Source organism: Burkholderia sp. E168m15 (assembly GCF_016586105.1).
GTDB classification, from domain to species: domain Bacteria; phylum Pseudomonadota; class Gammaproteobacteria; order Burkholderiales; family Burkholderiaceae; genus Burkholderia; species Burkholderia orbicola.
Genome location: NZ_BCPO01000074.1, coordinates 1 through 16016 on the forward strand (window position 1 = coordinate 1; position 16016 = coordinate 16016).

A 16016-nucleotide genomic window follows, 5' to 3' on the forward strand; every position below is an offset into this window, starting at 1 on the left:
TCTCGCGGAAATACATCCGCCTGATCTTGGCCAATATGCCCACCGTGATCACCTTTGTATCCCCTGCTCAAAGATTGAGCAGGGCATTCAATCACGTGGGTCAAAATTCGATGAAAATTTGCAGCTCTAGTGGGTCAGTTCTGTGCGGACATCAACAACTACGATTTTTTTGGGGGTGTTTTGGGGGATATAAATTTCCAAAACCCGTCCGCAATTCCCCGCTGCCATTGACGCATGAATTCTGTCGGGACCAGCCAAGTCTCCATGCCTCCGGATTCACAAGAAACTCCCCTCAAGCCACGACAACCGTAAACTCAACCCCCGACTCAAAATCCAGCGTCGTGGTCGAAAACCGCGGATCCTCGTTGAGGTAGCGCTTGTAAGGTCGAACGGCGTCCTCGGCCGTGTACATGTTGTCAGCCAGCACGACCGATCCCGGCCGCAGCAAGCGCTCGATCTGCTTGAACAGCTTCAGATAGGCGTCGGCCCAGACATCGATAAACACCATGTCGACGGTCCCATCCAGCGCGGCAACCGTCTCGAACACATCGCCTTCCCTCAAGTCGACATAGGCATCCAGACCCGCAGCTTCGACATGAGCCCGCAAACGCGCGCACTTGAGCGCATCGCATTCGGTCGCGATGACCACGCCACGGCCCAGCGTGCGCAACGCGTCGGCGAAATACAAAGTCGACACGCCGCACGAACTGCCGAGTTCGAGGATTCTGGTCGGCCGTTGCGCGAGCACCATGTTGCGCAAGAACCTTCCCGTTTCCGCCGATACGGCCAACGATAAAGCACTGCCTGCCGATGACTCGAAATCTTCGGTGAACAAGCCGAACGTTTCGAGAAACCGCCCTCGCAACCTCGGAGCGAGTGCTTCGTATTCGTCGACGAGCGTCGGAAACGCCTCGTTCGGCCCCTGAAACTGCGCGCGTGCGCGGGCGATGATTTCGCGCTGGCTCTCTTCATGAAGCCGTTGCAAAAGAGCGTGGGTGGTAGAAACCAAGTGCATTCCTTGACGAGATTGATCACGTAGACGGCGTTTCCAGCGACCGCTATCCGCCATCAGGCCTGCGGCGCTATCACTCCATCATCAGCAAACACGGGTGACGCTATGCCAGTCGAGCAAGCGTAATCGCGCGTTCAGGGCACGCCGTCACGCAAAGCCCGCATGACCGGCAGGCTTGCGCATTCGGCGTGTACGCGACTTTCATTCCATGCACGCGCAGCTTCAAGCGATGCATCAAACCGAGCTCGAGATAATCGCCCTGATCGATGCGCCGGACCTCGAACACGTTCTCCGGGCAAACAGTGACGCAATCCCCCTTCCCTTCACAACGTTTCAGATCGACGACGGGCGCAATCACGCCCGCCTTCTGCTTGCAGTCGGCCACTGATTTCTCACGCATGTTCACTCCTCCGTGGCCCGCTTGCCGCGCGATCGCCATGCGGCCCGAAACTGCTCGCGTTCTTCAGGCGTCATGGCTTCCCACTTGCGCCAGTGACGTCGGCCGTGCCAGCCGCGGTGTCCGCGGAATCCGCCGAACAGGATGCGGCTCAACACGAGCAGGCCCAGCGCATGGGCGAAGTCGATCGTCCGGGCACCGACGAATAACCCCGGAATCACCCAGTTCCACAGCATCATGACGACCCATCCGAGCACGCCGATGGCGACCACCACGAGCAGCGCTTTGCCCGCACATCTGATTCGAAAATTCATCCGTCGACTCCTCTAGTTATCCAGTTCGTCATAAATGGGTTGCAGTCGAGCACGCAGATGCAGGACCGCATAGCGTTTGCGCGCGAGCAGCGTATTGAGGGTGACGCCGCTTTGCGCGGCCATCTCCTTGAACGACAGCCCTTCCAGTTCGTGCGCGATGAAAACCTCGCGCTGATTCGCCGGCAATTCGTCGAGCGCACCCTGCAACGCCTTGAGTAACAGCGTGCGAGCGTAGAGCGCTTCAGGGCCGGCATCGTGCGACGGTAGCGCAAGATCCAGGCGATACTCGCTGTCCGCTTCGTCCTCGACACCGAGCAGATCGGTCAGCGGCTGCTCCTTCTTCTTGCGAAAACGATCGATGATGCGATTGCGCGCGGTACGGAACAGCCACGCGCTCGCCTGTTCGATCGGCGCAGGCAGTCGATAAGCCTGTACGAATTCGTGAAGCACATCCTGCAGAACGTCCTCGGCATCGTCCGGGTCGCGAATCCGGCGCCGAATGAAATTCCCTAGCCTCGTTCGTTCACGCATCACTGTCGCAGTGATGTCGCGGTCTGAGTCGGTCATCGGTTGCGAAGTGGGTGGCGGTTCCATGCGTCTGAAGACGTTTCAGGCGCGCGAATATTGTGGCGAGTGTGAAAAATTTGCGGCGGTACGCATCGGCTTCACTGCGCGGCAGTCGTTTCAAGGAACAGGCCCGATATGGGATCAACCCGTCGTCGCAGGAATCGATTGACTCCCCGCATCAACCCGAAGTACACTTCGCGCCGCGGGGTGGAGCAGTCTGGCAGCTCGTCGGGCTCATAACCCGAAGGTCGTAGGTTCAAATCCTACCCCCGCAACCAAATGCCGAAGCCCGCTTTGCGAAAGCAAGCGGGCTTTTTGCTGTCTGGGAGATGTTGCTGGCGCATGCAGCGCAGCACACGAAGATGGGGCAATCAACCGTTCACCACGACGTGCGACACGCGACCACACCTCGTCCATTCGCCGCAGACATGCAGCGAACATTGCGTAGAATTCCGAACCTTCTTCGGTTCAGCACACGGACTTCTCGAATGATTCGAACGATCGCGGCACTCGCCGCGCTTTCAACGATGACCGCCACGGCAAATGCCGCCGACGCCGGCACGACCGCTGCGAAACAGCGCTACGTCAGCCCGGGCATCGCCAACGTCACTGCGTCGGCCGCACCCCGCCCGGAAAGCACCTCCTCCGACGCCCGCTGCCGGGAACTGGCCGCCGGCATCGACGCGGTCACTCACTCGCCCGACCGCAGCCAGAAGGTCGTGCGCGGGATGAGCCCGGACGGCAAGCCGCGCAACGAACTACGCGCCTACGACAAACGGGCCGACCTGGAAGCCGAGCACCAGCGCCTCGGCTGCCAATAACGAACAACGACGAACAAAGAACGAACCTCCACCCGGCAAACCCGCGCCGGGCATCGGCGTTTACGCATTCGCCCCGCCGTCGATCGTCAACCCGGTCCCGTTGATCGATCGCCCTTCCGGCCCGACGACGAACGCCACGAGCGCGGCCACGTCGTCGGCCTTGCCGTACTGCTGAATCGCCATCCGCGAACGTTGCGCATCGGCATGCTCGCCATCGGCAGGGTTCATGTCGGTATCGGTCGACCCCGGATGCACGATGTTGACCGTGATGCCGCGCGCGCCGAGGTCGCGCGCGAGCCCTTGCGTCCAGCCGATCAACGCAGCCTTGCTCGCCGCATAGAGGCTCATCCCCGCATCGGGCACGCGCGTCGCGAGGCAACTGCCGGTCGACACGATGCGCCCGCCCTCCCCGAGGTGCCGCGCCGCTGCCTGCGACGCGACGATCACCGCACGCACGTTCACGTTCAGCGTCGCGTCGATATCGTCGAGCGTGAGGTCGTCCACCGCACCGGCCCGGAAAATCCCCGCGTTGTTGACGAGGATGTCGAGACCGCCGAGCACTTCCGCGGCACGATCGACCGCGTTGCGCACGGCGACCGGATCGGCGCTGTCGGCCTGGATCGCAACGGCCCTGCGGCCCAGCGCCTCGATGCCGGCAACCACGGCCTGTGCCCGCTCAGCCGATTTTTCATACGTGATCGCGACGTCCGCGCCATCGGCCGCCAGCCGTTTCGCGATCGCCGCGCCGATGCCGCGGCTGCCGCCCGTGATGAGTGCACGCTTGCCCTGAAGTCGATTCATGTCGGTTCCTTTCCTCATTTATGTAACGACCAACACAGAATGTGGCAAGTTGCGCCGCACAGTCAATTGATTTATTTTATCGATCGATACAGATATCGACGAAGGGACGGACGCAATGGCTGAACGAGGCCGACCGAGAAGCTTCGACAAGGAAGCGGCGCTGGATCGCGCGATGGAGGTGTTCTGGCGTCTCGGCTACGAAGGGGCGTCGATGACGGACCTGACGGCCGCGATGGGCATCGCGTCGCCGAGCCTGTATGCGGCCTTCGGCAGCAAGGAAGCGTTGTTCCGGCAAGCGCTCGAGCATTACCGCGCAACCGAGGGACAGGAAATCTGGGGGGGTGTCGAACGGGCGGCGAGCGCGTACGACGCCGTGCAGAGCTACCTGATGGATACCGCACGCGTGTTCACGCGGCGCTCGAAGCCGGCCGGCTGCCTGATCGTGCTGTCGGCGCTGCATCCGGCCGAACGTTCGGACATGGTCCGGCAAACGCTGATCGGGATGCGCGAGGGCACGGTCGACGCGTTGCGGGAACGCCTCGCGCAAGGCGTCGCGACCGGCGAAATATCCGCGCACGCGAATCTCGATGCGATCGCCCGCTACTACGTGACGGTTCAGCAGGGCATGTCGATCCAGGCGCGCGACGGCGCGAGCCGCCGCGATCTGGAGGCCATTGCGCAGGCCGCGCTGGCCGCTTGGCCGGCGCTCGTCGGTACGAGCAGCGCGGCCAGTGTGTAGCGGCAGGACGCCGCCGAAAGGAAAGGTTACTGCTTCGCAGCCTGCTGCACGTCCTTCGACGCGTTGCCACACGCGATAACGCACGTCGAAGCCGTCCGGTACATAGACGACGAGCGGCAGGCGGCTGTTGTAGCGCAGCAGTTGACCGTCGCCGCGCACCTGCACGAACCGTTGCTGCGGCGCCTGGCCCGGGCACGCCATCAGCGTCGATGCCGGCCCCTTTACGTCGGTGAGCCGGTAATACGTATAGCCCCAGCCCTTCACGTCCTCGGCGGTCAGCTCGCCGCCGAACCACTGCTGGTTGCAGTCGGTCTGCAGCGTCTTGCCAATCATCAGCTCGACGCGCGCATCGCCCTCGTTCTCGAGCGCGGGCAGCGCGATCACGACGCGCTGCTGGCCGGTCGCGGCCTGCGGGAACATCTTGATCGACTCGGCCGGCACGGCGGGCGCGGAGGCCGGCGCGGCCACGCATGCGGCGGCGGTCGTCACGCAGAGGGCGGCCAGCGCGGCCCGGATCGCGAATGTCATCGATGTGCTCCTGAAAAACAAATGAGCCCCGGATGCTAACACTTTCGTCGCAAGACCTTACGAAGCTGTAATTTGGCGACACAATTGCAAACAGCCGGCAATCCCCGGGCGCGGTACTTATAGCGCAACCAACGGAGAACATCATGCTGAAGCTCATTGCTGCCGCCGGCGTCGCCACCCTGCTGGCCGGCTGCGTCGTCGCCCCGGACGCCGGATACGGCTACGGCCAGCCCTACTATTCCGATCCCGGCTATGCGTACGCCCCGTCTCCCGTGTACGGCACGGTGAACATCTGGGGCGGTGGCGGCGGACGCGACTGGGATCGCGGCCGGCGCGACTACCATCACTGGGACGGCGATCGCGGCAACCGCGGCAACGGCTGGTGGCGCGGCGGCGGACGCCGCGGCGACTGGAACGAAGGCGGCGGCGGCGGACACGGTCGCGGCGACGGCGGCGGCCATCGCCACTGACGCGCAATTGCAACCGTTTGTATCCGCGCACGGCTAGCTGATGGCCTGCGGCACGCCCCGCAGGCGAACGAACGGCCACACAAAAGACGAAGGCCCTCGCATCGAGCGAGGGCCTTTCGTCGTTCGGCCCGGCGAAGCAAACGTCGACCGCTGCTGGCCGAGCAGCCCGGAATCCGCTCGCGCCACGCGTGCTTGAATTACCAGCCGGCCGGCCGCGCGTACCCGCCCTGCACCGGCGCTCCGCACACATACGCACGCTGGTAGCGGTCGTAGCAATAGTTCGGGCCGTCATCCTGGTACTGCGCCTGCTGATAGGTCGGGTAGGCCGGCTGCTGGTACGCAGGCGCCTGGTAGTACGTCGGCGGCTGATAGGCCGACGCCTGGTACACGGGTGCCTGATACGCGACGGGCGGATTCATCGCCGACGTCACGATCGCGCCCAGCACCGCGCCGCCGATCAATGCGCCGATCACGGCGCCCCCGTCGCGGCCATGCGCGGACGCCGGGCCTGCGACCGCGAGCGAACCGGCAAGGACACACACTGCGGCAATCTTTTTCATGATGGACTCCCACGCGAAGTGGTACTGGATGGGATGCATTGTGGCGGTGCGCGGCCGTAATAGATGCAGCAAGTGGTAACGCGCGATTACCGGTATCGCTCGCGCCGAAACGCGTCGTCGCCGTGCTACGATTTTCGGCACACAGGAGACGCCTTCATGCAGCCCGAAACCGCCCGCCGTTTCGATACCGAATTCGCACCGCGCATCGCGCAGGCGATCGCCGCGTTCTTCGCGGAACACGTGCAGACCGACGTCGTCCCCTATGGCGGGCACGGACACCCGACGCGCGTCCAGATCCGCAGCGCGCCGCACGAGCACGTGAGCGGCTTCGTGCATCCGCTGAATCTCGAGCTGACGTGGGACACCGACGAGATCGAGCGGCTGATGGAACCGGACGGCCGGGAGCGCTTCGAGCACTATCTCGCCGCGCTGCCGAGAAAGCTCGGCGCATGGCAAAGCGCGCGCGACATCGATCTCGCGTCGCGTACGCAGGCCGAGCCGCTCGTGCGGCTCGGCGGTCTCGACTTCGAAGGCTGAATGCACACGCCAGCCGGCCAGCGCGCGGCTTGGCGTCGCGCGATGCGGCCCGGTGATACACTCGACCGGCCCCGCGCCGGTGCAGCCGCGCCGGCCGGGCCGTTCATCGCCGCCACCCTTGCACATGGTTGCGCACGCAACCTGCAACCGGGCGCGCGGACAACCCTGCTCTCGCTCCCGTCATGAACGCCGATACCGGCCTGCCGCTTCCGCAACGCTACTGGGCGATCGTCTGCGTCGCCCTGGGCATCACGCTCGCCGTGCTCGACGGCGCCATCGCCAACGTCGCCTTGCCGACCATCGCACGCGACCTGCACGCGTCCGACGCCGCGTCGATCTGGATCGTCAACGCGTACCAGCTCGCAGTCACGATCACGCTGCTGCCGCTCGCGTCGCTCGGCGAACGCATCGGCTATCGCCGCATCTACATCGCCGGGCTCGCGCTGTTCACCGCGGCGTCGCTCGGCTGCGCGCTGGCCGGCTCACTGCCGATGCTGGCCGTGATGCGCGTGATCCAGGGGTTCGGCGCGGCCGGCATCATGAGCGTCAACGCGGCGCTCGTGCGGATGATCTACCCGTCGTCGTTGCTCGGGCGCGGGCTGTCGATCAACGCGATGGTAGTCGCGCTGTCGTCGGCGATCGGGCCGACGGTCGCATCCGCGATCCTGTCGTTCGCGTCGTGGCCGTGGCTGTTCGCGGTCAACGTGCCGATCGGCATCGCGGCCGTGCTCGGCAGCGTGCGGGCGCTGCCGGCCAACCCGCTGCACGACGCGCCGTACGACTTCCCGAGCGCGCTGATGAACGCATGCGTGTTCGGCCTGCTGATCACGGCCGTCGACGGGCTCGGTCACGGCGAAGGTCATGCGTACGTCGCGGCCGAACTGGCCGTCGCGTTCGTGGTCGGCTACTTCTTCGTGAAGCGTCAGTTGTCGCAGCCGGCGCCGCTCCTGCCCGTCGACCTGATGCGCATCCCGATGTTCGCGCTGTCGGTCTACACGTCGACGGCGTCGTTCACGTCGCAGATGCTCGCGTTCGTCGCGCTGCCGTTCTGGCTGCAGAATTCGCTCGGTTTCTCGCAGGTCGAGACGGGCCTCTACATGACGCCATGGCCGCTCGTGATCGTGTTCGCCGCGCCGCTCGCGGGCGTGCTGTCGGACCGCTATTCGGCCGGCATTCTCGGCGGGATCGGGCTTGCACTGTTCGCCGCCGGGCTGCTGTCGCTCGCGACGATCGGTGCACACCCGGGCACGGTCGACATCGTGTGGCGGATGGCGCTGTGCGGCGCGGGCTTCGGGCTGTTCCAGTCGCCGAACAACCGCGCGATGCTGTCGTCGGCGCCGCGCGAGCGCAGCGGCGGCGCCGGCGGCATGTTGAGCACCGCGCGCCTGACGGGCCAGACGCTCGGCGCGGCGCTCGTCGCGCTGATTTTCGGGCTCGCGCCCGACCGCGGGCCGACGATCGCGCTCTATGTCGCCACGGTGTTCGCGGCGGTGGCCGCGGTCGTCAGCCTGCTGCGCATCGCGTCGCCGCGGCCGGACACGGCGGCCTGACACCCGCCGCCGTGCGCCACACCCGCGGCGGGCATCAGGCCGCGTCGAGCGTGTCCATCACGAAGCGCACGCGCGCCTTCACGCTCACGCGCGGCAACTCGATCAGCCGATAGCCGTACGACGTATAGCAATCGACCATCGCGTCATGGGTCCGCACCGCTTCCGCGAAATCCTGCCGGCGCTCGGCGTCCTGCGCATAGATGTCGGGCCACGGCGGCGCGATGAACACGCGGCGGTGATAGCGGAAACGCCGCGCCGCGGCTTCCGCGTGCGCGGGTACCGCCAACCCGGTCAACTGCAGATAGCCGATCACGTCCGGCACGCCGCGGTCGAAGAACACCGGCCCGCGGGCTTGCCGCGCGAGATGGTAGGACCGCATCTCCCAGCCCAGCATCAGTTCGGCGAACGCAGCCGGGTCGCGCCACGGCAGCGCCGGACCGTCGATGGCCATCTGGTCGCGGATCACGCCGCGTCCGGCCTCCTGCGAACGTGCGTACCCGGCACGTTCGAGCGCATCGAGCAACGTGCTCTTGCCCGAACCCGGGCCGCCCGTCACGACGAAGAAACGGCCGGCGGTATCGTCGGCCGCTTCGTCGTCGCTACCGGCGCCCGGCGCGGACTCACGCATGCGCGACGCGCCGGCCCGCACGCCGCGTGACCGACGCCGCCGCCGCGACGCTGCGCAGGTCGGCGACGAACGTATCGCGCCACACCGACAGGTCGTTCTCGCGCAGCCGCGCGAGATTCTGCTCGTGACGCGCCTGCCGCTCCGCGAGCGGCATCGACAGCGCGCGTTCGAGCGCCTCGGCCATCTGCGACAGGTCGTACGGATTGACGAGCAGCGCGCCAGTCAGCTCGGCCGCCGCGCCCGCGAACTCCGACAGCACCAGCACGCCCGGATCGGCCGGGTCCTGCGATGCGACGTATTCCTTCGCGACGAGGTTCATCCCGTCGCGCAGCGGCGTCACGTAGCCGACCTGCGATATCCGGAAGAACGCCATCAGCAGGTTGCGCTCGTACTTGCGGTTCAGGTACTGGATCGGCGTCCAGTCGAGCTGCGAGAAACGGCCGTTGATGCGGCCGGCCTCGCCTTCGAGCGTTTCGCGGATCTGCTGATAGGTCTGCACGTCGGAACGCGTCGGCGGCGCGATTTGCAGCAGCGACACGCGCCCCTGCCAGCCCGGCGCGTTCGCGAGCATCCGCTCGAACGACTGGAAGCGCTCGACGAGCCCCTTCGAGTAATCGAGGCGGTCGACGCTCATCACCAGCTTGCGGTCGCCCAGCGCCTCGCGCAGCATCTTCACCGGCTTGCGCGTGCCGTACTGGACGGCCGCCTGCGCGATCGCGTCGGGATGCACGCCGATCGGATAGGCCGCGACCTTCACGACGCGGCCATGCGCGTGCAGCATCCCGTCCTCGCTCGCCGCGCCGATGCCGCGCCGCTCGATGTAGTCGGTGAACGCCTGTTTGTCGGCCTCGGTCTGGAAGCCCGCGACGTCGTACGCGCACATGAACTTCACGAGTTCTTCGTGCGGCGGCACGAGGCGCAGCATGTCGGGCGACGGAAACGGGATGTGCAGGAAGAAGCCGATCGGGTTCTTCACGCCGAGTTCGCGCAGGTAGTGCGCGAACGGCAGCAGGTGGTAGTCGTGCACCCAGATCAGGTCGTCCGGACGCAGCAGCGCGGCGAGCTGCTTCGCGAGCATCGCGTTCACGCGCAGATAACCGGCGTACTCCTGCCGATCGAAGCGCGCGAGATCGCCGCGGTAGTGGAACACCGGCCACAGCGTCGCGTTCGAGAAGCCGCGGTAGTACTGGTCGTAGTCGCGCCGGGTCAACCCGACCGTCGCATACGTCACGTTGCCGTCCCGCTGGATCGCGGGCTCGGCATCCGGCGCCCCGACGATCTCGCCGTTCCAGCCGAACCAGACGCCGCCCGTTTCCTTCAGCGCGTCCATCACGCCGACGGCCAGGCCGCCCGCGCTCGGGCGCGTGTCCTCGCCGGCGGCGACACGATTCGATACCACGATCAATCTGCTCATGCGACTTCCCCTCCTCGATTCGATTGGCTGGCGCGCGACGCACGCCAAAGCGGGCGCGGCGGCCCGAGGGCGGCCGCGCGGCGATTCAGTTCCGAGAATTGCAATGAAATACGGCGATGGAATGCGGCGACGACCGTATCAAGCGTCCTGTTCCTGACCGAGGTCGCGTTGATAGTCGAGCCCTTCCGGGCGAGCACCGCCCTGGTTGTGATCGCCGTCCGACGGCGTCTCGTCCGGCGCGCCCGCGGGCGGCGCCGATGGCGCGTCGGTCCGCGGACGCGAGCGGTCTTCCGGATGGCCGGCCGCCGCGTCAGGCGGCCGGTGTGACAACCGTTTCGAACGGCGCATGGCTGGGTGTCTCATATGCGGCGCGGCTCGAGGCCGTCGTAGAAACATTCCATAGCTAAACAGTCTAGGTCGCCCGATCGCATCCGAAGGTAACAATTACCTTCAATTTGTAACGTTTCGACCCCTCGCCAATCATCTATCCGACAATGACGCCGCCCGCGCGCACGCGGCCTGCCCCGCGGCGATTTGTCAAAGCTTTGCAGTTTTCCTATGACAATTGCGAAACAATGACGCGGCATCAGGGCGTGCATGCGTCGCCGCTCACCCAGACAGGACTTGCACTCAGGGATGAACATTCGTTTCGAATCGCCGCGCCGGGCCACGCCGGCGCGCATCGTGCTGGCCGTGATCGCCACGGCCGCACTGCTGTCCGGCTGCAATTCGCTGTACAGCGAAGGCGCGACAGCCGGCGCCGGTATCGCGGGCGCCGCGATCGCCTCCAAGGTCACCAACAACGCCGCCGTCGCGACGGGCATCGGCCTCGGCGCCGTCGCCGGCGCGCGGGCTGGCGTCCAGTATTCGCAACGCGTCGCGCACCGCTACACGCAGGAGCAGATTGCGAAGGCGGCCGGCCCGCTCGACGTCGGCGGTGTCGCGCCGTGGTCGACGCACCATTCGTTCCCGATCGAGGACGACGAGCAGGGCCGCGTGACGGTCAGCCGGATGATCAGCGTCGGTCCGCTCGACTGCAAGGAAATCGTGTTCGCGGTCGACACGCCGGCGAAGGCCGACAAGGCCGCGCAATCGGCGTTCTACGTCGCCACCCTCTGCCGCGACGGGGCCGTGTGGAAATGGGCATCGGCCGAACCGGCGACCGAACGCTGGGGCGCGCTGCAATGAGCGTGGCGATCCGTATCGCGGCGATCGGCGCGCTGTGCGCGGCGACGGCCGCGCTGTCGGGCTGCGGCTCGGTCGGCGCGGCGAGCGGCGCGCTGGCCGGCGCGGCGACGGGCCTCGTCACCGCGAACCCGGCGGTCGGTGTCGGCGTCGGGATTGCCGTCCAGGCCGCGACCGACGAAGCCGTCAACCGCACGATGAAGCAGCTCCATCAGAATCAGCAGGACGCGATCGCGAAGACGGCCGGCAGCCTCGCCGTCGGCGAAGTGAAGCCGTGGAAGGTGAAGAACACGCTGCCGCTGGAAAACGGCGAAGGCGAAGTGCGCGTCACGCGTGCGTACGCGTCGGCGCTCGCGCTGTGCAAGGAATTCGCGTTCTCGGTGAAGGACGGCGACAAGGCCGACTGGTACTTCGCGAATGCGTGCCAGCAAGGCACGCACTGGAAGTGGGCGTCCGCGGAACCGGCCGTCGACCGGTGGGGGAATTTGCAGTAACGGTGCGAGGCGCCGCGCGTCATGCGTGGCGCCCGTGGCGTTCCGCGATGCGCGGTTATACCGCGCGCCCCACCCGCATCAGGACTCGACGTCCTCGAGGCTGAAGATTTCAGTCTGGTCGTTGTACGAGAAGATCTCGCCGTACCGTCCCCAGTCGATCACCGCGTCGAGCGTTTCCTCGGCCGCCCCGTCCGACAGGAAATCCTCGAGCTCCTGCTCGAAGCGCACGCGCGGCGCGCGATGACCCGGACGCTCGTTCAGCACCTTCTTGATCCGCGCGGCGAGCGGCACGTGCTTCAACAGGTGATCGGCGAACATCAGCTTGCGCTCCTGCGTGCCGAATTCCGCGAACACGCGCCCCGGCGGCGTCAGGAACACGTCGCCCTCGCGCACGTCCGCGAAGCCGAGGTACTGCAGCACTTCCGCGATCGGGAACAGGTCGTCGACCTCGAGGTGCAGCGTCCGCGCGATTTCCGGCATGTCCGCGCGACCGTGGTACGGCGCCATCGCGAGCGTCTCGATCAGGCCGGCCATCAGGTTGGTCGACACCTGCGGCAGCCAGCTGCCGAGCTCGAGCCCCTTCTTCGTCGCCTCGCCGGTCTGACGCGCAGTCATCTTCGCGTAGATGTCGTCGACGAGCTTGCGGAACGCCGGGTCGAGACGATTGCGCGGATGCTTGAACGGCACCTTGATCTCGGCGATCACGCGGCCCGGGTTCGACGACAGCACGAGAATCCGGTCGCACATGAACACCGCTTCCTCGATGTTGTGCGTGACGATCAGCACCGACTTGATCGGCATGCGGCCTTGCGTCCACAGGTCCAGCAAATCGGTACGCAGCGTTTCAGCCGTCAGCACGTCGAGCGCGGAAAACGGCTCGTCCATCAGCAGAATGGTCGGGTCGACGACGAGCGCGCGCGCAAAGCCGACGCGCTGGCGCATCCCGCCCGACAGCTCGCGCGGATACGCGTTCTCGAAACCGTCGAGACCGATCAGGTCGATCGCGGCCAGCGCACGCTCGCGCCGCTCGCGCGCGCCGACGCCGAGCGCTTCGAGCCCGGCTTCCACGTTCTGCAGCACGGTGAGCCACGGGAACAGCGCGAAGGTCTGGAATACCATCGCGACGCCTTCGGCCGGGCCGCGCAGCGGCTTGCCGAGGTAGGTCACTTCGCCGCCGGTCGGCTCGATCAGGCCGGCGATGATGCGCAACAGCGTCGATTTGCCCGAGCCCGAGCGGCCGAGCAGGCCAACGATCTCGCCTTCGCGCAGCGACAGGTTCGCGTCGTCGAGCACGAGCAGTTCGCCCTGCGTCTTGTTGAAGCCGCGGCAGACGTGATCGACGCGCAGGATTTCTTCACCGAGGCGCGGCGGCTGGGACGTCTGGACGGGGGCGTTTACAGCATTCGGATTGTGCATCGCGTTTCGCTCTCAATCGGTCTCAGTCGAGCCGCAGCTTCGCTTCGGCGAAGGCATACAGCGGGCGCCACAGCAGGCGGTTGAACAGGGTGACGAACAGGGACATCACGGCGATGCCCAGGATGATCTTCGGAAAATCGCCGGCGGCGGTGGTCTGCGCGATGTAGGCGCCGAGGCCGTGCGCCTCGATTCGGGTGCTGCCCCACTGCACGGCTTCCGACACGATGCTCGCGTTCCACGCGCCGCCCGATGCGGTGATCGCGCCCGTCACGTAGTACGGGAAGATGCCGGGCAGGATCGCCTGGCGCCACCACTGCCAGCCGCGGATACGGAAGTTGGTCGCCGCTTCGCGATAGTCGTTCGGGTAGGACGTCGCGCCGGCGATCACGTTGAACAGGATATACCACTGCGTGCCGAGCACGATCAGCGGCGACAGCCAGATGTCCGCGTTCAGGTGGAAGCGCGCGATCACGATCACGAACACCGGGAACAGCAGGTTCGCCGGGAACGCGGCGAGGAACTGCGCGAGCGGCTGCAGCTTCTCGGCCAGCTTCGGGCGCAGCCCGACCCACACGCCGATCGGCACCCAGATCACCGACGCGATCGAGATCAGCACGACCACGCGCAGCAGCGTGATGAGCCCGAGCACGAGTACGTGGCCGACCTCGGCCATCGTCACGCCGGTCGCGACGAAGCTGACGACGCGCCACACGATATAGGCCGTGCCGATCAGCACGAGCCCGGCCCACGCGATGTCGACCGTGCGCGACGCCTTCTTCTCGACTTTCGGCAGCGTGAAACGCATCGCGCCCGACAGCGGCAGGCGCAGCGGAATCCGAGCGGCCTTCGCGAAGAACCAGCCGGCCGGCACGAGCAACTGATGGATCAGCCGCGTGCGGCGCACGAGGTCGAGCAGCCACGATTGCGGCGCATCGCCCGACGCGGTGTTCTCCATCCGGAACTTGTCGGCCCACGCGATGAGCGGGCGGAACAGGAGCTGGTCATACGCGAGGATCACGACCGTCATCGTCAGGATCACCCAGCCGATCGCGCCGAAGTTCTTGTCGGAGATCGCCTGCGCGAGATACGCGCCGATGCCCGGCAGCGTGATCGTCTGGTTGCCGACGGTGATCGCCTCCGACGCGACGACGAAGAACCAGCCGCCCGACATCGACATCATCATGTTCCAGATCAGGCCCGGCATCGAGAACGGCACTTCGAGCTTCCAGAAGCGCTGCCAGGACGTCAGGTGGAAGCCGCGCGACACTTCGTCCAGGTCGCGCGGCACCGTGCGCAGCGACTGGTAGAAGCTGAACGTCATGTTCCACGCCTGGCTCGTGAAGATCGCGAAGATCGCGGCCAGCTCGGCGCCGAGCACGCGGCTCGGGAACAGCGCGAGGAAGAACGTGACCGTAAACGAGATGAAGCCGAGCACCGGCACCGACTGCAGGATGTCGAGGATCGGGATCAGCACCATGCCCGCGCGGCGGCTCTTGGCCGCGAGCGTGCCGTAGACGAGCGTGAACGCCAGCGACGCGACCATCGCGGCGAGCATCCGCAGCGTGGTGCGCAGCGCGTATTCGGGCAGGTTCGACGGATCGAGCGAGATCTTCTGCGTCTGCAGCACGCCGATCGGCGCCATCGTTTCGTGAAAGCCGACCACCGCCATCGCGATCAGGCAGATGATCAGCGGAAATGCGATGAAGTCCCACCGGTTCGGCAACACGCGCCACGCGGATGCGTTGGCGGTCCGGTTCGGATTGAAGAATCCGACGTTCATCAGGCGCCCTCCCCGGTAAGGCCGAACGAAGCCGGCAGTCGATGTTGATTCATGGCAAAGCGCACGGGCGCGGTAATTCGATTGACTGGCGATGCCGCGCACGCGCGGCGCGCCGTGCGCGCATGCGCTGCCGCGGCCGGGCGAGCCGGGCCGCGACGGCACGACACTACACCAACCTGTATTTCAGGTACAACCGTCCCGGGACGGCTAGGCAGCGCATGGATCGTGCCCGGCGCGTGGGCGGATGACGGGCGCGCGGTACGGAACGACCCGGCCGCGGTCGTGCGGCCGGCGCGCAGGCCCGAATTATGCCGTGATCCGGCCCGGCCGTGAACCCGCCCCCCGCACGCGGGCACAAACCGTGTCCGGCATCAGCAGCCGGATACGGCGAAGCAGGTATGATCGGGGCTAGCCCCCGGGTCCGTTTCGGCCGTGCCGCCGCAATGCGCACGCGCCGTCTGTATACCGGCCCCGGGGATCGACCGACGAGCGGGAGGAAGGGAATGGCAGGAAACTTGGTGATCGTCTGTCGCGATCAGGATGCCGACGCGTTCTATGAACTCATGCAGGAGTACGGGTCGTTCCAGACGCGGCTGTCGTCCACGGCGTGGTACCTGAACATGAACGTCGTGCCGGAATCGTTGCAGGAGGAAATCCTGGAGCGCCTTGGCCGGTATACGACGGTCTATATCTTCGAGGCCACCACGGTGACCTACAACACGATCGACAGCAACGCGGCGGAGACGCTCGGCACGCTGTTCGGCGAATGATGCCGCGCGGCGCTTGCCCGCCCGGGCAGGCGC

General features: G+C 66.2%; 20 protein-coding genes, 1 tRNA gene and 1 pseudogene. 10 read left to right on the forward strand and 12 right to left on the reverse strand.

The annotated features are described in order from the left end of the window. Positions 1-292: 292 nt before the first annotated feature. From JMF86_RS11790 to JMF86_RS11805, 4 genes are all read right to left on the reverse strand, one after another. Positions 293-1015 (reverse strand): O-methyltransferase, encoded by a 723-nt coding sequence (locus JMF86_RS11790; protein WP_374039655.1) that lies wholly within the window; start codon positions 1013-1015, stop codon positions 293-295. Positions 1016-1115: 100 nt separating this feature from the next. After that, positions 1116-1412, reverse strand: a complete 297-nt coding sequence (locus JMF86_RS11795) for a 4Fe-4S binding protein (protein ID WP_011545911.1) — start codon at positions 1410-1412, stop codon at positions 1116-1118. A gap of 2 nt (positions 1413-1414) precedes the next feature. After that, positions 1415-1723 carry a hypothetical protein gene (locus JMF86_RS11800; protein WP_011545912.1) on the reverse strand — a complete coding sequence of 103 codons (309 nt, stop codon included), beginning with the start codon at positions 1721-1723 and terminating at the stop codon, positions 1415-1417. A 12-nt stretch (positions 1724-1735) separates the two neighbouring features. After that, positions 1736-2317, reverse strand: a complete 582-nt coding sequence (locus JMF86_RS11805) for an RNA polymerase sigma factor (RefSeq protein ID WP_011694350.1) — start codon at positions 2315-2317, stop codon at positions 1736-1738. Between JMF86_RS11805 and JMF86_RS11810 the strand changes: the two genes are divergently transcribed. The 3 genes from JMF86_RS11810 to JMF86_RS11820 all read left to right on the forward strand — a co-directional run bounded on the left by JMF86_RS11810 (position 2316) and on the right by JMF86_RS11820 (position 3111). Next, positions 2316-2459, forward strand: a complete 144-nt coding sequence (locus JMF86_RS11810) for a hypothetical protein (protein ID WP_155123325.1) — start codon at positions 2316-2318, stop codon at positions 2457-2459. The genes JMF86_RS11805 and JMF86_RS11810 overlap by 2 nt on opposite strands. Positions 2460-2491: 32 nt before the next feature. After that, a tRNA-Met gene (locus tag JMF86_RS11815) sits at positions 2492-2568 on the forward strand. 210 nt (positions 2569-2778) lie between these two features. Next, a complete protein-coding gene (locus JMF86_RS11820; RefSeq protein WP_197285591.1) occupies positions 2779-3111 on the forward strand; it encodes a hypothetical protein in 333 nt (110 codons plus the stop codon). A 60-nt stretch (positions 3112-3171) separates the two neighbouring features. Here JMF86_RS11820 and JMF86_RS11825 read toward each other — a convergent pair whose 3' ends face one another. After that, complete coding sequence (locus JMF86_RS11825) at positions 3172-3912, reverse strand: SDR family NAD(P)-dependent oxidoreductase (RefSeq protein ID WP_011545915.1); 741 nt, start codon at positions 3910-3912, stop codon at positions 3172-3174. Positions 3913-4027: 115 nt separating this feature from the next. Here JMF86_RS11825 and JMF86_RS11830 point away from each other — a divergent pair, with 115 nt between their 5' ends. After that, on the forward strand, positions 4028-4651 hold the full coding sequence (locus tag JMF86_RS11830) for a TetR/AcrR family transcriptional regulator (RefSeq protein ID WP_006478155.1): 624 nt from the start codon (positions 4028-4030) through the stop codon (positions 4649-4651). Positions 4652-4677: 26 nt separating this feature from the next. Here JMF86_RS11830 and eco read toward each other — a convergent pair. Beyond that, positions 4678-5179, reverse strand: a pseudogene (gene eco / locus JMF86_RS11835) (serine protease inhibitor ecotin). Between the two features lie 143 nt (positions 5180-5322). Between eco and JMF86_RS11840 the strand changes: the two are divergent. Continuing rightward, positions 5323-5649, forward strand: a complete 327-nt coding sequence (locus tag JMF86_RS11840; protein ID WP_006478153.1) for a hypothetical protein — start codon at positions 5323-5325, stop codon at positions 5647-5649. A gap of 197 nt (positions 5650-5846) precedes the next feature. Here JMF86_RS11840 and JMF86_RS11845 read toward each other — a convergent pair whose 3' ends face one another. Beyond that, positions 5847-6209, reverse strand: a complete 363-nt coding sequence (locus JMF86_RS11845; RefSeq protein WP_011694351.1) for a hypothetical protein — start codon at positions 6207-6209, stop codon at positions 5847-5849. Between the two features lie 156 nt (positions 6210-6365). Here JMF86_RS11845 and JMF86_RS11850 point away from each other — a divergent pair, with 156 nt between their 5' ends. Both JMF86_RS11850 and JMF86_RS11855 read left to right on the forward strand, forming a co-directional pair. Next, positions 6366-6746, forward strand: coding sequence for a DUF5594 family protein (locus tag JMF86_RS11850; protein ID WP_011545918.1), 381 nt, complete (start codon positions 6366-6368; stop codon positions 6744-6746). A 182-nt stretch (positions 6747-6928) separates the two neighbouring features. After that, the gene (locus JMF86_RS11855; protein ID WP_011545919.1) at positions 6929-8296 is read left to right on the forward strand and encodes an MFS transporter; all 1368 of its coding nucleotides are present in this window, start codon (positions 6929-6931) and stop codon (positions 8294-8296) included. A gap of 34 nt (positions 8297-8330) precedes the next feature. Here the strand turns inward: JMF86_RS11855 and JMF86_RS11860 are convergent, their stop codons facing one another. From JMF86_RS11860 to JMF86_RS11870, 3 genes are all read right to left on the reverse strand, one after another. After that, positions 8331-8924 carry an AAA family ATPase gene (locus tag JMF86_RS11860; protein WP_011545920.1) on the reverse strand — a complete coding sequence of 198 codons (594 nt, stop codon included), beginning with the start codon at positions 8922-8924 and terminating at the stop codon, positions 8331-8333. After that, a complete protein-coding gene (gene otsA / locus JMF86_RS11865) occupies positions 8917-10338 on the reverse strand; it encodes an alpha,alpha-trehalose-phosphate synthase (UDP-forming) (protein ID WP_011545921.1) in 1422 nt (473 codons plus the stop codon). Before otsA ends, JMF86_RS11860 begins: the two co-directional genes overlap by 8 nt. A gap of 138 nt (positions 10339-10476) precedes the next feature. Continuing rightward, entirely contained in the window at positions 10477-10686 is a 210-nt protein-coding gene (locus JMF86_RS11870) for a hypothetical protein (protein WP_041489234.1), read from the reverse strand. A 288-nt stretch (positions 10687-10974) separates the two neighbouring features. Between JMF86_RS11870 and JMF86_RS11875 the strand changes: the two genes are divergently transcribed. Beyond that, positions 10975-11526: a hypothetical protein gene (locus JMF86_RS11875; RefSeq protein ID WP_023476777.1), complete on the forward strand. Its 552-nt coding sequence runs from the start codon at positions 10975-10977 to the stop codon at positions 11524-11526. After that, the gene (locus JMF86_RS11880) at positions 11523-12017 is read left to right on the forward strand and encodes a hypothetical protein (RefSeq protein WP_011545923.1); all 495 of its coding nucleotides are present in this window, start codon (positions 11523-11525) and stop codon (positions 12015-12017) included. The genes JMF86_RS11875 and JMF86_RS11880 overlap by 4 nt, the downstream gene beginning before the upstream one ends. Before the next feature lie 78 nt (positions 12018-12095). Here the strand turns inward: JMF86_RS11880 and JMF86_RS11885 are convergent, their stop codons facing one another. Both JMF86_RS11885 and JMF86_RS11890 read right to left on the reverse strand, forming a co-directional pair. After that, positions 12096-13433: an AAA-associated domain-containing protein gene (locus tag JMF86_RS11885; protein WP_006755837.1), complete on the reverse strand. Its 1338-nt coding sequence runs from the start codon at positions 13431-13433 to the stop codon at positions 12096-12098. Between the two features lie 22 nt (positions 13434-13455). After that, entirely contained in the window at positions 13456-15213 is a 1758-nt protein-coding gene (locus tag JMF86_RS11890; RefSeq protein WP_011545925.1) for an ABC transporter permease subunit, read from the reverse strand. A 503-nt stretch (positions 15214-15716) separates the two neighbouring features. On the opposite strand from JMF86_RS11890, the gene JMF86_RS11895 reads away from it, so the two are divergent. Next, positions 15717-15983, forward strand: coding sequence for a hypothetical protein (locus JMF86_RS11895; protein WP_011545926.1), 267 nt, complete (start codon positions 15717-15719; stop codon positions 15981-15983). The last annotated feature ends 33 nt before the right edge of the window (positions 15984-16016 follow it).

What these genes read in the sequence shown, in the direction of transcription:
- JMF86_RS11795 (WP_011545911.1), bottom strand. Translation starts at nt 1,412, where the DNA reads ATGCGTGAGAAATCAGTGGCCGACTGCAAGCAGAAGGCGGGCGTGATT.
- JMF86_RS11825 (WP_011545915.1), bottom strand. Translation starts at nt 3,912, where the DNA reads ATGAATCGACTTCAGGGCAAGCGTGCACTCATCACGGGCGGCAGCCGC.
- JMF86_RS11855 (WP_011545919.1), top strand. Translation starts at nt 6,929, where the DNA reads ATGAACGCCGATACCGGCCTGCCGCTTCCGCAACGCTACTGGGCGATC.
- JMF86_RS11805 (WP_011694350.1), bottom strand. Translation starts at nt 2,317, where the DNA reads ATGGAACCGCCACCCACTTCGCAACCGATGACCGACTCAGACCGCGAC.
- JMF86_RS11890 (WP_011545925.1), bottom strand. Translation starts at nt 15,213, where the DNA reads ATGAACGTCGGATTCTTCAATCCGAACCGGACCGCCAACGCATCCGCG.
- JMF86_RS11875 (WP_023476777.1), top strand. Translation starts at nt 10,975, where the DNA reads ATGAACATTCGTTTCGAATCGCCGCGCCGGGCCACGCCGGCGCGCATC.
- JMF86_RS11840 (WP_006478153.1), top strand. Translation starts at nt 5,323, where the DNA reads ATGCTGAAGCTCATTGCTGCCGCCGGCGTCGCCACCCTGCTGGCCGGC.
- otsA (WP_011545921.1), bottom strand. Translation starts at nt 10,338, where the DNA reads ATGAGCAGATTGATCGTGGTATCGAATCGTGTCGCCGCCGGCGAGGAC.
- JMF86_RS11810 (WP_155123325.1), top strand. Translation starts at nt 2,316, where the DNA reads ATGCGTCTGAAGACGTTTCAGGCGCGCGAATATTGTGGCGAGTGTGAA.
- JMF86_RS11800 (WP_011545912.1), bottom strand. Translation starts at nt 1,723, where the DNA reads ATGAATTTTCGAATCAGATGTGCGGGCAAAGCGCTGCTCGTGGTGGTC.
- JMF86_RS11885 (WP_006755837.1), bottom strand. Translation starts at nt 13,433, where the DNA reads ATGCACAATCCGAATGCTGTAAACGCCCCCGTCCAGACGTCCCAGCCG.
- JMF86_RS11895 (WP_011545926.1), top strand. Translation starts at nt 15,717, where the DNA reads ATGGCAGGAAACTTGGTGATCGTCTGTCGCGATCAGGATGCCGACGCG.
- JMF86_RS11880 (WP_011545923.1), top strand. Translation starts at nt 11,523, where the DNA reads ATGAGCGTGGCGATCCGTATCGCGGCGATCGGCGCGCTGTGCGCGGCG.
- JMF86_RS11830 (WP_006478155.1), top strand. Translation starts at nt 4,028, where the DNA reads ATGGCTGAACGAGGCCGACCGAGAAGCTTCGACAAGGAAGCGGCGCTG.
- JMF86_RS11860 (WP_011545920.1), bottom strand. Translation starts at nt 8,924, where the DNA reads ATGCGTGAGTCCGCGCCGGGCGCCGGTAGCGACGACGAAGCGGCCGAC.
- JMF86_RS11870 (WP_041489234.1), bottom strand. Translation starts at nt 10,686, where the DNA reads ATGCGCCGTTCGAAACGGTTGTCACACCGGCCGCCTGACGCGGCGGCC.
- JMF86_RS11850 (WP_011545918.1), top strand. Translation starts at nt 6,366, where the DNA reads ATGCAGCCCGAAACCGCCCGCCGTTTCGATACCGAATTCGCACCGCGC.
- JMF86_RS11820 (WP_197285591.1), top strand. Translation starts at nt 2,779, where the DNA reads ATGATTCGAACGATCGCGGCACTCGCCGCGCTTTCAACGATGACCGCC.
- JMF86_RS11790 (WP_374039655.1), bottom strand. Translation starts at nt 1,015, where the DNA reads ATGCACTTGGTTTCTACCACCCACGCTCTTTTGCAACGGCTTCATGAA.
- JMF86_RS11845 (WP_011694351.1), bottom strand. Translation starts at nt 6,209, where the DNA reads ATGAAAAAGATTGCCGCAGTGTGTGTCCTTGCCGGTTCGCTCGCGGTC.